The sequence below is a fragment of the Streptomyces sp. NPDC014734 genome (assembly GCF_043083325.1).
GTDB lineage: Bacteria > Actinomycetota > Actinomycetes > Streptomycetales > Streptomycetaceae > Streptomyces.
The window spans coordinates 299,269-313,817 of the sequence record NZ_JBIBYN010000008.1 but is presented as its reverse complement, the minus strand read 5'-3'; the positions used below and the strand labels follow the sequence as shown (position 1 = coordinate 313,817).

The following is a 14,549-nucleotide window of genomic DNA, read 5'->3' as shown; positions in this document are numbered from 1 at the left end:
TCCGGCCTCCGGCCGTGACCGGCTGTCGCGGTCCGCCGTCCCGGCCCGTGGCTCCCGCGTCCACCTCAGGCGCGCGGCGCGCAGCCGAGCACATGAGCCTTGACCAGCGTCCCGATGTCCGGGTCCTTCCGCAGGAACGCCTCGATGAGTGCCTCGTGCTCCTCCGCGTACGACTTCTGGACCGTGCCCAGCCAGCGGATCGACAGGGCGGTGAACACCTCGATGCCCAGCCCCTCCCAGGTGTGCAGCAGCACGGCGTTGCCCGCGGCGCGGACCATCTCGCGGTGGAACGCCACAGTGTGCCGCACCTGCGCCTCGCCGTCGGCCAGCCGGTCGGCGTCGTAGAGCGCGGTCACGTGCGGGGCGAGGCGCGAGCAGTCCTCGCCCAGGGCGGGGGCCGCCAGTTCCGCGGCGATCTGCTCCAGACCGGCCCGGACCGGGTAGCTCTCCTCCAGATCGGCCGCGGTGAGGTTGCGGACCCGTACGCCCTTGTTGGGGGCCGACTCGATCAGCCGGAGCGTCTCCAGCTCGCGCAGGGCCTCCCGCACGGGCGTCTGGCTGACCTCCAGCTCGGTGGCGATGCGCCGCTCCACGATCCGTTCGCCCGGCTTCCAGCGCCCGCTGACGATCCCGTCCACGATGTGCTCGCGGATCTGTTCGCGCAGCGAGTGGACGACGGGCGGGGTCATGAGTGGCTCCTTCGGGGAAAACCGGTGCTGTCCGCGCCGTCGTGGCCCCCGGGACGACCGGTGGTCTCCAGCGCCGCGACCGGAAGGGTTCACCGGCAATCCTTCCCGGCCACAGCACTAGACAATACGGCGGCGCCCCCGTCCGGAGGAGTTCCGGGCGGGGGCGCCGCTGGTGAGGCTGGTTACAGCCGCGGTGTTCAGAGGCCGAGCTCGACCTCGAACTCACCGGCCTCCAGGATCGCCTTGACCGCGGTCAGGTAACGGGCGGCGTCCGCGCCGTCCACCAGACGGTGGTCGTAGGAGAGCGACAGGTACGTCATGTCGCGCACCGCGATCGTCTCGCCGAGGTCCGGGTGGTTGATGACCACCGGACGGCGGACCGTGGCACCGATGCCCAGGATGGCCGCCTGGTTCGGGGGCACGATGACGGTGTCGAACAGCGCGCCGCGCGAGCCGGTGTTGCTGATGGTGAAGGTGGCCCCGGACATGTCGTCCGGCGTCAGGCCGCCACCGCGGGCCTTGCCGGCCAGCTCGGCGGTCTTCTTCGAGATGCCGGCGATGTTCAGGTCGCCCGCACCCTTGATGACCGGCGTCATCAGACCCTTCTCGGCGTCCACGGCGATGCCGATGTTCTCCGAGTCGAAGTACGTGATGGTGCCCTCGTCCTCGTTGATCCGGGCGTTGATGACCGGGTGGGCCTTCAGCGCCTGGGCCGCCGCCTTGACGTAGAACGGCATCGGGGACAGCTTGACGCCCTCACGGGCCGCGAACGCGTCCTTGGCGCGGGCGCGCAGCTTCATCAGCTTCGTGACGTCGACCTCGACGACCGAGGTCAGCTGGGCCTGCGAGTGCAGCGCCTTCATCATGTTGTCGCCGATGACCTTGCGCATGCGGGTCATCTTGACCGTCTGACCGCGCAGCGGCGACGCCTCCAGCTTCGGCGCCTTGGCGGTCGCCGGAGCAGCGGGGGCGACGGGTGCCGGGGCGGCGGCGGCCTTGGCGGCCTCCGCGGCGGCGACGACGTCCTGCTTGCGGATGCGGCCACCGACACCGGTGCCCTTGACCGCGCCCAGGTCGACACCGCTCTCGGCGGCGAGCTTGCGGACCAGCGGCGTGACGTACGCGCCGTCGTCGACCGAGGCCGCGGCCGGAGCGGCTGCCGGTGCGGGAGCGGCCACCGGTGCCGGAGCGGCCGGGGCAGCCGGAGCCGGGGCGGCCGGGGCGGGAGCGGCCGGAGCCACCGGCGCGGGCGCCGGGGCGGGAGCGGCCGGAGCGGCGGGCGCCGGGGCCGGGGCGGCGGGCGCCGGGGCAGCCGCCGGAGCGGCACCCGCGGCGCCGATCACCGCGAGCTTGGCACCGACCTCGGCGGTCTCGTCCTCGGCGACCACGATCTCCAGCAGCACGCCGGAGACCGGCGCCGGGATCTCGGTGTCGACCTTGTCCGTGGAGACCTCCAGGAGGGGCTCGTCCTCCGTGACCTCCTCGCCGACCTCCTTCAGCCAGCGGGTGACGGTGCCCTCGGTGACGCTCTCGCCGAGCGCCGGGAGGGTGACGTCGGTGCCGGCGGCGCCACCGGCCGGAGCGGCGGCGGGCGCCTCGGCCACGGGGGCCGGAGCCGGGGCGGCGGGTGCCTCGGCCGCGGGGGCCGGGGCGGCGGGTGCCGGAGCCGGGGCAGCCGCGGGCTCGGCGGCGGGGGCCGCGGCGGCAGCCGGCGCGCCCGTGCCGTCGTCGATGACGGCAAGCTCGGCGCCGACCTCGACGGTCTCGTCCTCGGCGACCTTGATGGACGTGAGGACGCCGGCCGCGGGAGCCGGGATCTCGGTGTCGACCTTGTCGGTCGAGACCTCGAGCAACGGCTCGTCGACCTCGACGCGCTCGCCCTCGGCCTTCAGCCAGCGGGTGACGGTGCCCTCGGTGACGCTCTCACCGAGCGCCGGAAGGGTTACGGAAACCGACATGGTTTCGGTTGCTCCTTACGAATGTGCGGAAGTTGGTCGGTCGTCGCGCCCGGTCGACGGGATCAGTCGTGGGAGTGGAGGGGCTTGCCGGCCAGGGCCAGGTGGGCCTCGCCGAGCGCCTCGTTCTGGGTCGGGTGGGCGTGGATGAGCTGCGCGACCTCGGCCGGCAGCGCCTCCCAGTTGTAGATCAGCTGGGCCTCGCCGACCTGCTCGCCCATACGGTCACCGACCATGTGGACGCCGACCACCGCACCGTCCTTGACCTGGACGAGCTTGATCTCGCCCGCGGTCTTCAGGATCTTGCTCTTGCCGTTGCCCGCGAGGTTGTACTTCAGGGCGACGACCTTGTCCGCGCCGTAGAGCTCCTTGGCCTTGGCCTCGGAGATGCCCACGGAGGCGACCTCGGGGTGGCAGTACGTCACCCGCGGGACACCGTCGTAGTCGATCGGAACGGTCTTCAGACCGGCCAGCCGCTCCGCGACCAGGATGCCCTCGGCGAAGCCGACGTGCGCGAGCTGGAGCGTCGGGACCAGGTCGCCCACGGCCGAGATGGTGGGCACGTTGGTCTGCATGTACTCGTCGACCAGGACGTAGCCGCGGTCCATCGCGACGCCGGCCTCCTCGTAGCCCAGCCCCTGCGAGACCGGGCCGCGGCCGATGGCGACCAGCAGCACCTCGGCCTCGAAGGTCTTGCCGTCGGCGAGGGTGACCTTGACACCGTCCTGCGTGTACTCGGCGCCCTGGAAGAACGTGCCGAGGTTGAACTTGATGCCGCGCTTGCGGAAGGCGCGCTCAAGAAGCTTCGAGCTGTTCTCGTCCTCGACCGGGACGAGGTGCTTCAGGCCCTCGATGATCGTGACCTCGGTGCCGAAGGACGTCCACGCCGAGGCGAACTCGACGCCGATGACGCCGCCGCCCAGCACGATCGCCGACTTCGGGACGCGGTCCAGCTTCAGCGCGTGGTCCGAGGAGATGATGCGGTTGCCGTCGATCTCCAGGCCCGGCAGCGACTTCGGCACGGAGCCGGTCGCGAGCAGCACGTGGCGGCCCTGGACGCGCTGGCCGTTCACGTCCACCGAGGTGGGGGAGGAGAGCCGGCCCTCACCCTCGATGTAGGTGACCTTGCGCGAGGCGATGAGACCCTGAAGGCCCTTGTACAGGCCGGAGATGACGTCGTCCTTGTACGCGTGGACGGCGTTGATGTCGATGCCCTCGAAGGTGGCCTTGACACCGAACTGGCCGGCCTCGCGCGCCTGGTCGGCGATCTCACCGGCGTGCAGCAGGGCCTTCGTGGGAATGCAGCCGTTGTGCAGGCAGGTGCCGCCGACCTTGCCCTTCTCGATCAGAGCGACGTCCAGGCCCAGCTGGGCCCCGCGCAGCGCCGCGGCGTAACCGCCGCTGCCGCCGCCGAGGATCACTAGGTCGAAAACGGTGCTGGCGTCGTTCGCCACGTCACGTCCTCCATGCATGTGCGCCGTACGCCGGGCCCCGTCGCTGGGGGATGACCGGCCGGTCGGCTGGTGTGCGGCCGCTTTGTCTGTCGGCCCTGTGGTGGGGGCCCTGTCCTGCCGAGAACCCATCTTCGCACTTGTCGGCGGTCGGCGGGACGCGGGGCCCGGGTAGGGGAGGGAAGAGCATCCGCCCCGAGGGGTTACCGCTACGTACTGAGCTGCTGATTTCGTCCAGAGCGAAACCCCCTTCGTGCCGCGGCACCCCTCGTCGGCGCCGCGAGGACGCCGTTCGCGCCGCGGTGCAGGTGCGGGGCGCCGCGACGCGCCACCGGGAGAACGCGCACGGCCCCGGACGTATGCCCGGGGCCGCAGGTCGGTCGAGAACTCAGCCGAGGTCGCCGTCCGCAGTGCGCTCGGCAAGCCGCACCAGCGTGCGGACCGCGGAACCGGTGCCGCCCTTCGGCGTGTAGCCGTACGGCGCGCCCTCGTGGAAGGCCGGGCCCGCGATGTCCAGGTGCGCCCAGGCGATGCCCTCGCCCACGAACTCCTGGAGGAACAGGCCGGCCACCAGGCCGCCGCCCATCCGCTCGCCGATGTTGGCGATGTCGGCGGTCGGGGAGTCCATGCCCTTGCGCAGGTCGGCGGGGAGCGGCATCGGCCAGGAGGGCTCGCCGACCTCCTCGGCGATCTCGTGGATGGAGGTCCGGAAGGCGTCGTCGTTCGCCATGATGCCGAAGGTGCGGTTGCCCAGCGCGAGGACCATCGCACCGGTCAGGGTCGCCACGTCGACGATCGCGTCCGGGTTCTCCTCCGAGGCACGGGTCAGCGCGTCGCCCAGGACGAGACGGCCCTCGGCGTCCGTGTTGAGGACCTCGACGGTCTTGCCGCTGTACATGCGCAGCACGTCACCGGGGCGGGTGGCGTTGCCCGACGGCATGTTCTCGGCGAGCGCCAGCCAGCCGGTGACGTTGACCCGCAGGCCCAGGCGCGCGGCCGCGACGACGGCCGCGAACACGGCGGCGGCGCCGCTCATGTCGCACTTCATCGTCTCGTTGTGGCCGGCCGGCTTCAGCGAGATGCCGCCCGAGTCGTAGGTGATGCCCTTGCCGACCAGGGCCAGGGTCTTCTCCGCCTTCGGATGCGTGTAGGCGAGCTTCACCAGGCGCGGACCGTGGGTCGAGCCCTGGCCGACGCCCAGCAGACCGCCGAAGCCGCCCTTGACGAGCGCCTTCTCGTCGAGGACCTGCACCTTGATGCCGTGCTCCTTGCCCGCGGCGGTGGCCACGGCGGCGAAGGACTCGGGGTACAGGTCGTTCGGCGGGGTGTTGATCAGGTCGCGGGCGCGGTTGATCTCCTCGACGAGCGCGACGGCGCGCTCGGCGGCGGCCTTGTACGCCTTGTCGCGCGGCTTGGCGCCGAGCAGGGCGACCTCGGCGAGCGGCAGCTTGGCGCCGTTGCCGTTCTTCTTGCCCTTGGCGGCGAGCTTGTCCTCGCCGCCCTGGTACGCGGTGAAGGCGTACGCGCCCAGGAGCGCGCCCTCGGCGACCGCTCCGGCGTCCTCGGCGGACTCGACGGGCAGCGCGAAACCCGCCTTCTTCGTACCGGTCAGGGCGCGGGCGGCCGAACCGGCGGCACGGCGCAGCGCCTCCGCGTCGTACGCCTCGTCCTTCTTCGGGGCGGGGCCGAGGCCGACCGCGAGGACGACCGGGACCTTGAGGCCGTCGGGCGCGGGGAGCTTGGTCACCTCGCCCTCGGCACCGGCGGCGCCCAGGGCATCGAGGACGGTGGCGAGCTTTCCGTCGTACGCCTTGTCCACGGCCTCGGCGCCCGGTGCGAGGACCGGCCCCTTGGCGCCCTTGGCGACGCCCACGACGAGTGCGTCGGCGCGCAGCGTCGCCGCCCCGGCAGTGCTGAGAGTGAGAGCAGTCACGGTGGTGAAATCTCGCTTCCGTTGAGTTCGTTGGTGGTCGATGGGTGGGCCGACCGTGCCCGGCGCATCGTAGACGCCGCCGCAATGTGCCGGGAATGAGCCTACGCGCGCCTTTGCTGCGGGATCACGGGGGCGGGCCGTCGGGAGGGACGCGAGCGTGCCGTGCGCGTGGTCGCGGACGGCCGGGGCGGGGCCCGCCGGCGGAGGTCACGGGCCCGTCGTGCTGCGAACCGGAAGGTCTCACCGGCTCGCACACCCCCTCAGCCGAGCGCCAGGACCACCAGGGCCGTCGTCGCCGCCGTCTCGGCGAGTGCGCCGAAGACGTCGCCGGTCACCCCGCCGAACCGTCGTACGCAGTGCCGGAGCAGGAGGTGGGCGACGGCGAGGGCGGTCGCCGCGGCGAGGGCGTGGTGCGCCGCCCCGTACCCGCCCAGCAGCGCACCCGCACCCGCGCAGCCCGCGACCGCCACGACGCCGACGGCCGCCGCCGCCGCCCCCGGGACCGTCTCCGCCACCGCCGCGCCCAGCCCCTCCGGACGCGCTGCGGGCACGCCCCGGTGGGAGGCCAGGGTGAGCGCCAGCCGGGCGGCGACCGCGGCGACGGCCGCCGCCACCGCGCCGTGCGCCCAGCCCCGCGCGTACAGCTGATCGAGGACCGCCACCTGTGCCAGCAGCACGAACAGCAGGGTGATCACACCGAACGGGCCGATGTCCGACCGCTTCATGATCCGCAGGGCGTCGTCGGCCGGCTTGGCGCTGCCCAGGCCGTCGGCGGTGTCCGCCAGACCGTCCAGGTGAAGCCCCCGGGTCAGCACCGCGGGAACGGCGGCGCAGGCCACCGCCGCGAGCAGCGGGCCGGAGCCGAGCAGCAGCGACAGGACGCCCGCCGACGCCGCGAGCACCCCCACCACCAGGCCCGCGAGCGGGGCGCAGAGCATCCCGGCGCGGGCGGTGTCCCGGTCCCACCGGGTGACACGGACGGGAAGCACGGTCAGGGTGCCGAAGGCGAAACGCAGGCCATGGCCGTTCAGGAAGGTCACGGCGCGCAGGCTAATCGCTGCGACCGGCCGATAGATTGGGCGAAACGTGATGGACGGTGACAGAAGCAGGCGTATCGGGGGTGGGTGGGATGAGTCACTGGTTCGACCGGAACATCGTCGAGCCGGGGAAGCTGCCGCTGCTCCTCGCCCTCGCCGCGTTCGTGCTCACCTTCGCCGTCACCCGGGTCGTCACCCGGATGATCAGGGCCGGGAAGGGCCCGTTCCGCAACATCACGCCCGGTGGGCTGCACGTTCACCACGTGGTGCCCGGCGTGGTGCTGAGCGTCGTCGGGGGCTTCGGGGCGGTCGCCAGCGGTCGCCACGGCGTCTCGGCGGGGGTCTGCGCGGTGATCTTCGGCATGGGGGCCGGACTGGTGCTCGACGAGTTCGCCCTGATCCTCCATCTCGACGACGTGTACTGGACCGAGGAGGGCCGTCAGAGCGTGGAGGTCGTGGTGCTCACCACCGCCCTCGTGCTGCTGGTCCTCGCCGGGTTCTCGCCGCTCGGCGTGAACGAGCTGAGCAGCGACGAGCAGGAGAGCAGGCTCGGCGTCGTCCTGACCCTGGTGATCAACTTCTGCTTCGTCCTGATCGCGCTGTTCAAGGGCAAGGCCCGGATGGCGGTGCTCGGCACCCTGGTCCCGTTCGTCGCGCTGATCGGGGCGGTCCGGCTGGCCCGGCCCACCTCGATGTGGGCGAAGCGCTTCTACCGCCGCCGCCATCGCGCCCGCGCCCGGGCGGTGCTGCGCGCCTATCACCACGACGTGCGCTGGGCGGGTCCGCGCCGCAGGTTTCAGGACCTCATCGGAGGCGCGCCGGACCGGGTCCCGGTCCCCGGACGCAAGTCCTGATCCCGGCGGCGCGTCGCGCGGCGCCGGGCGGCCGTGACGGCGCACAGCACGAGCATCGCGGCGATCGCCGCCAGATGCTCCTTCCCGGCCAGATTGTTCTTGAGGACCACCTCGACCACCATGGTCACGATCACCAGCCCGCCGGTGAACCGGGCCCGGTAGGCGCAGCACACATACACGGCGATGCCGACCACCGCCGCCGACGGGCCGGTGTCCACCACCAGGGCATCGGACGCCGGCAGCCCGAACAGCCCGTCCGGGCCGAGCGCGATGCCGATCCGCGCGTACAGCGTCCCGGCGAGGGTGGCGACGTACGCGAGCACGAGCGTGCGCCACCGGCCCAGGCAGAGCTCGGCGATCCCGAACACCACGAGGATCTGCGCCAGCGCCCCCCACGCGGGCAGGTCGAGCGCCGGGACGAACAACGACAGCGGGGTGCGCAGCAGGGCCGCCCACAGCGGGTCCTCGGCCCGCACCGACCCCAGGGCTCCTACCGCCCCGAAGCCCCACGACTGGTTCTGCACCGCGTGGAGCAGCGCCGTCAGGCAGACCGCGCCGAGTGTCAGGGGGAGGGCCCGCGGCAACGAGCCCGTCAGCCCCGCGCGTACGGCCCCCGCCAGCGGTCCCCACTCGCGGCGGGCCGCCCCGCGCGGGGTGCCGACGGGTCTCATCCACCGGTCCCGAGATGCGAGCGGTGCAGCCACTTGGGCAGACCGGGCGCCTCCAGGAACCCTTCGGCACGGCCCGCGGACAGTCCGATGCGCAGCAGGTCGGAACTCTTCTCGAAGAGCATGAAGCGCGGCTCCCAGATCGGCCGGTACTTGGCGTTCGCGCGGTACAGCGACTCGATCTGCCACCAGCGCGAGAAGAAGCTCAGCATGGAGCGCCACAGGCGCAGCACCGGTCCGGCACCGAGTCGCGATCCCCGCTCGAAGACCGAGCGGAACATGGCGAAGTTGAGCGAGACCTGGGTGACCCCGAACTTCTCGGCGCGCTGGAGGAGTTCGATCACCATGAACTCCATCAGGCCGTTCTCGGAGTCCCGGTCGCGGCGCATCAGGTCCAGCGAGAGCCCGTTCGGTCCCCAGGGCACGAAGCTCAGCAGCGCCCGCAGTTCGCCCGGGCCGCCGCCCCCGGCGGCGGGCGCGTCGCGGCATTCGAGCATCACGCACCGGCCGTCGGCCGGGTCGCCGAGCCTGCCCAGCGCCATCGAGAAGCCGCGCTCGGTCTCCCCGTCCCGCCAGTCGTCGGCACGCCGGACCAGTTCGGCCATCTCGTCGTCCGGGATGTCCTCGTGGCGGCGCACGGTCACCTCGTACCCGGCCCGCCTCACCCGGTTGTACGCCTGGCGCACGGTCCGCATCGCCCGGCCCTCCAGGGTGAACTCGGCAGTCTCCACGATCGCCTCGTCGCCCAGCTCCAGCGCGTCGAGGCCGTGCCGCGCGTAGACCGTGCCGCCCTCCTCGCTCGCCCCCATCACCGCCGGGACCCACCCGTGCTCGCGGGCCTCGGCCAGCCACGGGGCGATCGCCCCCGGCCAGGCCTCCGGATCCCCGATCGGGTCGCCGGAGGCCAGCGAGACCCCGCCCACCACCCGGTAGGCGACGGCCGCCTTGCCGGTCGGGGACCAGATGACGCTCTTCTCCCGGCGCAGCGCGAAGTAGCCGAGCGAGTCGCGGTCCCCGTGCCGGTCCAGCAGCACCCGCAGCCGGGCCTCGTCGTCGGGGGTGATCGGGTCGACGGCCCGGCGGGAGCGGAACGCCGCGTACACGACGGCGATCAGCAGCAGCGTGGAGAGGATGTTGATGGAGACGTTGACCCAGCCCGGCGTGGTGATCCCGTCGTAGTTGGTGTCGTTGTCGGCGACCGACACCAGGCGAAGGGTGCCGTAGCGCCAGCGGTCCAGGAAGGTCGAGCGGTACTCGTCGTGGGCGGTGTTGGTGAGCGTCACCAGGCCCGCCGCGATCAGCGAGGTGAACAGCAGCCCGACGCCCGCGACGGCGGCGGCCAGCTTCGGGTTGGACCGGTCGCCCTTCGCGTAGAACTCGCGCCGGCCGACGATCAGTGCCAGGACGAACACCGCGGTCAGGAGGAGCGAGACCCAGTTCTGCGGGTACTGCCGCACCTCCGGGAACGGGATCACCAGGGCGAACAGCAGCAACAGCAGACTGCTCACCACTATGTTCACGATCCACGCGGCCCGCTTGCGGCGGCGCATGGTGACCGCCAGGAACAGCGCCACCACCCCGGAGGAGAAGCCGGCGGTGAGCAGGTACGGGGTGAAGAAGTTGGCGGTGTTGTGGCGACGCAGATCGTTGCCGAGAGTGACCCAGACCGCACTCAGGAAGTTGATGAACGAAACGACGCGCAGGTACCAGATGGTGAACGCGGCGCTGCGGCGTGACCGGACGGTGCTCGGTGCCCGGGTGCCGTCCCGCCCGGAATCCTCGGTGGACAATCGGACCTCTCCCATGAAAAGCGATCATATGGTGCATCGCGCCGTGGGAGAGGACCGTGCTGCGGTCGTTGTCGGCCGCAGCACCACCGGGTCCGTCAGCCGTCGGTCGCGTCGGCAGTGCCGCTCCGGTCGGCTTCTTCGCCGGTGCCGTCCTCCTCGTCGGCGGCGGGTGCGCGTTCGGGGAGTTCCGCCGCCAGCGCGGCCGCGGCCCGAACGAGCGGGAGTGCGAGCAGTGCCCCACTTCCCTCGCCCACCAGGACGCCGTGGTCCAGCAACGGGTTGAGCGCCATCCGGTCCAGGGCCTTCGCCTGCGCCGGCTCGCCGCTCGCGTGGCCCGCCAGCCACCAGTCCGGCGCCCGGAAGGCCGCGCGCTGACCGACCAGCGCACAGGCCGCCGACACCACCCCGTCCAGGATCACCGGCAGCTTGCGCACCGCGCACTGGAGCAGGAAACCGGTCATCGCCGCCAGGTCCGCGCCGCCCACCGTCGCCAGCAGCTCGAGCTGGTCCCCGAGGACCGGCCGGGCCCGGCGCAGCGCGTCCCGGATCGCCGCGCACTTGCGCATCCACGCCAGGTCGTCGATGTTTGCCCCGCCGCGCCCGGTGACCACCGAGGCGTCCGTGCCGCACAGCGCCGCGACCAGCGTGCCCGCGGCCGTCGTGCCGCCGACGCTCAGGTCGCCCAGCACCACCAGGTCGGTGCCGGAGTCGGCCTCCTCGTCGGCGATCGCCATGCCGAGCCGCACCGCCCGCTCGGCCTCCTCGGCCGTCAGGGCGTCCTCGACGTCGATCCGGCCGCTGCCCCGCCGCACCCGGTGGCGCACCACGGACTCGGGCAGCAGCTCCGGATCGCAGTCCAGAGCGGCGTCCACGATCCGCACCGGCACGGAGAACTGCCGGGCCAGCACGGCGAGCGGGGTCGCGCCCTCCAGCGTGGCCCGCACCAGCTCGTGCGCGCTGCCGGCCGCCCGCCCCGAGACACCCAGCCCGGCGACACCGTGGTCCCCGGCGAAGAGCACCACGCGCGGCCGCTCGATCGCCTTGACCGGTACGGACTGCTGGGCGGCCGAGAGCCACTCGCCCAGCTCGTCCAGGCGGCCGAGCGCTCCGGGCGGAACGACCATGCGTTCCCGGCGTTCCTCGGCATCGCGCCGTACACCGCCGTCGGGGCGTTCGATCAGGTCGGAGAAGTCGTCCAGATTCACGGGGGTCTGCCTCGCGGGTCGATACGTGAGTGGGTCCGGCGAGCCCGGCGGCGGGCTCACTGCGGAACAGTACCCGCCGCGTTTCCGGCACCCGGCGGGTACGAAGAGACCCGGTGGGCACGGAGAGACCCGGCGGGTACGAGGGCGGCCCCGGCGGGGCCGCCCCGGTGAGGGGCGTCCTTACCGCGGGGGCGCCTCCCCGAACCGCAGCCGGGTCATCGCGGGCGTCAGGGCCCGCAGTCCCGGCAGCATCGCCTGGAGCCGGATCAGCTCGCCCGTCGCGCCCCGCCCCCGCGGCAGCCGCAGCGCCCGGACCTCGGTGATCCCCGGATGCGTGGCGAGCAGTTTGTGCCGCTCGTCGGGGTCCATCGCCCAGCGCATCGGCGGAATGGTCATCCCGCCGACCTTCCACCGTCCGGTCATCGTGTGCCGGGCGGGGCGGCGTGCCATCGAGTCCATGACGAGAACGCCGCCCGGCAGCCGTTCGGCACAGGCCACGAGGATCGCCCGCACCTCCGCGGGACGCAGGTACATCAGCAGGCCCTGTGCCGTGACGACGACGCCCCGGCCGCGCGGGTCCTCGATCTCGTCCAGCCACGCCGGGTCGGTCGCCGACCGGGCCAGGACGCGCATCCGCTCCGAGGCGGGCAGCAGCGTCCGGCGGAGCTCGGCGACCTCCGGCAGTTCCACGCTCAGCCAGTCCAGCGTCCCGTTGTCCACCCGCCAGAAGCCCGTCTCCAGACCGTCGCCGAGAGCGACCACGGTGGCCCGCGGCCATTCGACGAGGTACTCCTGGACGGCCAGGTCGAAGCAGCGTGAACGCAGCCCCTGGAGCTGCGAGTAGTACGCGTTCGGCCGCCCGAACCGCTCCTCGAAGGGATAGTCCAGGGCCTCCACCAGCCTCGGTGCCACCGGATCGTCCAGCACCGGATAGCGCTGCCCCGCCTCGTGGGCCCGGTTGTAGAGCGTCCACAACAAGGTCTCGGGGACCCCGCTCAGCATCGGTCGTACCCGCGCCATGACCGCTCCTCCTCGTCCGTTGTTCCGTCCGCCGCGGCGCTTCCCGCTGTTCCGTTCTTCCGTTCTTCCGTGTTCCGCGTCCGGGACCTCCGGCCCGTGGCCCGGAGGCCGGTCAGCCGCGCAGCGTCAGCGCCCGGCCGGCCACGACCAGCAGCACCTGCTCGCACTCGTCGGCGAACGCGGCGTTCAGGCGGCCCAGTTCGTCCCGGAACCGGCGTCCGGCGGCCGTGGCGGGCACCACGCCCGAGCCGGTCTCGTTGGTCACGGCGACGACCGTGCGGCGGGTCCCGCGCACGGCGGCCACCAGCTCGCCGGTCCGCTTCCGCAGCGCGCTGCGCCCGCCGCCCGCCCAGGCCGTGTCGTCCCAGGCGTCCACCCGGTCCATCGCGTCCGTCAGCCAGAGCGACAGGCAGTCGATCAGCAGCGGCGGCCCGCCCGACTCCAGCAGCTCCACCAGCTCACAGGTCTCCTCGGTGCGCCAGGCGGTCGGCCGGCGCTCCCGGTGCAGTCCGATCCGGACCGCCCATTCCTCGTCGTCCCCCCGGTTGCCCCCGGTCGCCACGTACACCACCTCCGGGAACGTCTCCAGACGTCGTTCGGCCTCCACGGACTTCCCCGATCTGGCCCCGCCCGTCACCAACGTGCGCCGCGGTACCTCGGGCAGCGCCCGGTACTCGCCCGCCACCAGCGTCGTCCCGTCCGGCACGGCCCGCGCGCCGGCCGCCGCGAGTCTCCGGTCCAGCTCGGCGCCGGGCGGCGCGTCGTGGTCCAGATGGACGGCGATGATCTCGGTGTGCGGCCCGATCGCCCCGGCCGCCCTGAGCCGCGCCACACCGTCCGGGCGCCCGATCACGTCCCCGACCACGATGTCGTACGGCTGCGCCGCCCGGTCCGTGAGGCCGGAGGGCGCGGCGCCCGGCGGCAGGTAGAGCAGCCGGGTGCCCTCCGGCGCGGTCACCTCGTAGCCGGTGCCCGGGGCGTCCATCGGTACCGCCCGCACCCGGTGGCCGCTGATCAGTGTCAGCTCCCGTCCGTCCGGCACCCGGCCGGCCGGCGGCAGCCCGGCCGGAAGCTCCACGGCGGGCCCGTCGTGCGGATGAGTGAGCAGCACCTGCCGCACGCCGGTGAGCGAGTGTCCCGCGCGGGCGGCGGCGAACACGGCACCCGGAGTGAGATCGAGCAGCAGCGCGTCGTCGACCAGCACCGCGGTCGACGCCCGCGAGCGTGCCCCGCGGGCGGTGGCGCAGGCGGCGCAGGGGCATTCGGGGCGCGGCAGGCCGTCGGGGCCGCCGGTGCCGAGCAGAGTCAGTTCCACGCCTTTGATCCTCCCGCGTTCGCGCGGCGGGTGCGCGCGCTGGGGTGTCCGGTACGGGTACGGGGCCCGTTCCCGTACCGGACACGGACGGTGCCGGTGGCCGGAAGCGGCCGGGGGAGGCCGGGAGTACGGAGCGGGGCCGGGTGTCGGGAGCCGGTGAACCTTGCCGGGAGGGGCACTAGGCTGCGGTCAGCAGAGCGACCCGGGAGGCGTGCATGGCGTGGACATGGCGGTTCGAGAAGTCCGACGGTACGGAGACGGCACCGGCCCTGCCGGTGGAGGAATTCAGCACCCAGGGCGACGCGGAGTCCTGGATCGGTGAGTACTGGAAGGAACTCCTCGACGGTGGGGCGGAACAGGCGACGCTCTTCGAGGACACCACCAGGATCTACGGCCCGATGAGCCTCCGGGCCGATGAGGCCGACCGGACCGATGAGGCCCACCAGGGCTGACCGGGCCTACCGGTCGGCAGGCCAGGACCGGGCCGACCGGCTCGTTCGGCCGGCCGGGGGGGGGGGGGCCCCCCCCCAGGGGCCCCCCCCCCCCCCCCCCCGGGGGCGCCCCCCCCGGGGGGGGGGCGGGGGGCGCGGGGGGGGCGGGCCCCCCCCCCCCCCCCGAGAACACCCCCCCCC

General features: G+C 73.2%; 12 protein-coding genes. 2 read left to right on the top strand and 10 right to left on the bottom strand.

The features are described from left to right. Positions 1-65: 65 nt before the first annotated feature. The 5 genes from ACF1CT_RS16270 to cobS all read right to left on the bottom strand — a co-directional run bounded on the left by ACF1CT_RS16270 (position 66) and on the right by cobS (position 7,068). Complete coding sequence (locus ACF1CT_RS16270) at positions 66-689, bottom strand: GntR family transcriptional regulator (RefSeq protein WP_391784472.1); 624 nt, start codon at positions 687-689, stop codon at positions 66-68. A 197-nt stretch (positions 690-886) separates the two neighbouring features. Next, entirely contained in the window at positions 887-2,647 is a 1,761-nt protein-coding gene (sucB, locus tag ACF1CT_RS16265) for a 2-oxoglutarate dehydrogenase, E2 component, dihydrolipoamide succinyltransferase (protein ID WP_391784471.1), read from the bottom strand. A gap of 62 nt (positions 2,648-2,709) precedes the next feature. Next, complete coding sequence (gene lpdA, locus ACF1CT_RS16260; RefSeq protein WP_391784470.1) at positions 2,710-4,098, bottom strand: dihydrolipoyl dehydrogenase; 1,389 nt, start codon at positions 4,096-4,098, stop codon at positions 2,710-2,712. A gap of 385 nt (positions 4,099-4,483) precedes the next feature. Continuing rightward, positions 4,484-6,028 (bottom strand): leucyl aminopeptidase, encoded by a 1,545-nt coding sequence (locus ACF1CT_RS16255; RefSeq protein ID WP_391784469.1) that lies wholly within the window; start codon positions 6,026-6,028, stop codon positions 4,484-4,486. A 260-nt stretch (positions 6,029-6,288) separates the two neighbouring features. Beyond that, positions 6,289-7,068: an adenosylcobinamide-GDP ribazoletransferase gene (gene cobS / locus ACF1CT_RS16250; RefSeq protein ID WP_391784468.1), complete on the bottom strand. Its 780-nt coding sequence runs from the start codon at positions 7,066-7,068 to the stop codon at positions 6,289-6,291. Positions 7,069-7,157: 89 nt separating this feature from the next. Between cobS and ACF1CT_RS16245 the strand changes: the two genes are divergently transcribed. After that, positions 7,158-7,919 (top strand): hypothetical protein, encoded by a 762-nt coding sequence (locus ACF1CT_RS16245; protein WP_391784467.1) that lies wholly within the window; start codon positions 7,158-7,160, stop codon positions 7,917-7,919. On the opposite strand, the gene ACF1CT_RS16240 is transcribed toward ACF1CT_RS16245, so the two are convergent. The 5 genes from ACF1CT_RS16240 to ACF1CT_RS16220 form a co-directional block, all read right to left on the bottom strand. Continuing rightward, the gene (locus ACF1CT_RS16240) at positions 7,862-8,590 is read right to left on the bottom strand and encodes a hypothetical protein (RefSeq protein WP_391784466.1); all 729 of its coding nucleotides are present in this window, start codon (positions 8,588-8,590) and stop codon (positions 7,862-7,864) included. The genes ACF1CT_RS16245 and ACF1CT_RS16240 overlap by 58 nt on opposite strands. Further along, positions 8,587-10,392, bottom strand: coding sequence for a phosphatidylglycerol lysyltransferase domain-containing protein (locus ACF1CT_RS16235; protein WP_391784465.1), 1,806 nt, complete (start codon positions 10,390-10,392; stop codon positions 8,587-8,589). The genes ACF1CT_RS16240 and ACF1CT_RS16235 overlap by 4 nt, the downstream gene beginning before the upstream one ends. A gap of 80 nt (positions 10,393-10,472) precedes the next feature. After that, positions 10,473-11,582 carry a nicotinate-nucleotide--dimethylbenzimidazole phosphoribosyltransferase gene (gene cobT, locus ACF1CT_RS16230; protein WP_391784464.1) on the bottom strand — a complete coding sequence of 370 codons (1,110 nt, stop codon included), beginning with the start codon at positions 11,580-11,582 and terminating at the stop codon, positions 10,473-10,475. A gap of 180 nt (positions 11,583-11,762) precedes the next feature. Beyond that, positions 11,763-12,602: a class I SAM-dependent methyltransferase gene (locus ACF1CT_RS16225; RefSeq protein WP_391784463.1), complete on the bottom strand. Its 840-nt coding sequence runs from the start codon at positions 12,600-12,602 to the stop codon at positions 11,763-11,765. Between the two features lie 112 nt (positions 12,603-12,714). Continuing rightward, positions 12,715-13,917 (bottom strand): bifunctional adenosylcobinamide kinase/adenosylcobinamide-phosphate guanylyltransferase, encoded by a 1,203-nt coding sequence (locus ACF1CT_RS16220; RefSeq protein WP_391784462.1) that lies wholly within the window; start codon positions 13,915-13,917, stop codon positions 12,715-12,717. A gap of 215 nt (positions 13,918-14,132) precedes the next feature. Here ACF1CT_RS16220 and ACF1CT_RS16215 point away from each other — a divergent pair, with 215 nt between their 5' ends. Then, positions 14,133-14,369, top strand: a complete 237-nt coding sequence (locus ACF1CT_RS16215; protein ID WP_391784461.1) for a hypothetical protein — start codon at positions 14,133-14,135, stop codon at positions 14,367-14,369. The last annotated feature ends 180 nt before the right edge of the window (positions 14,370-14,549 follow it).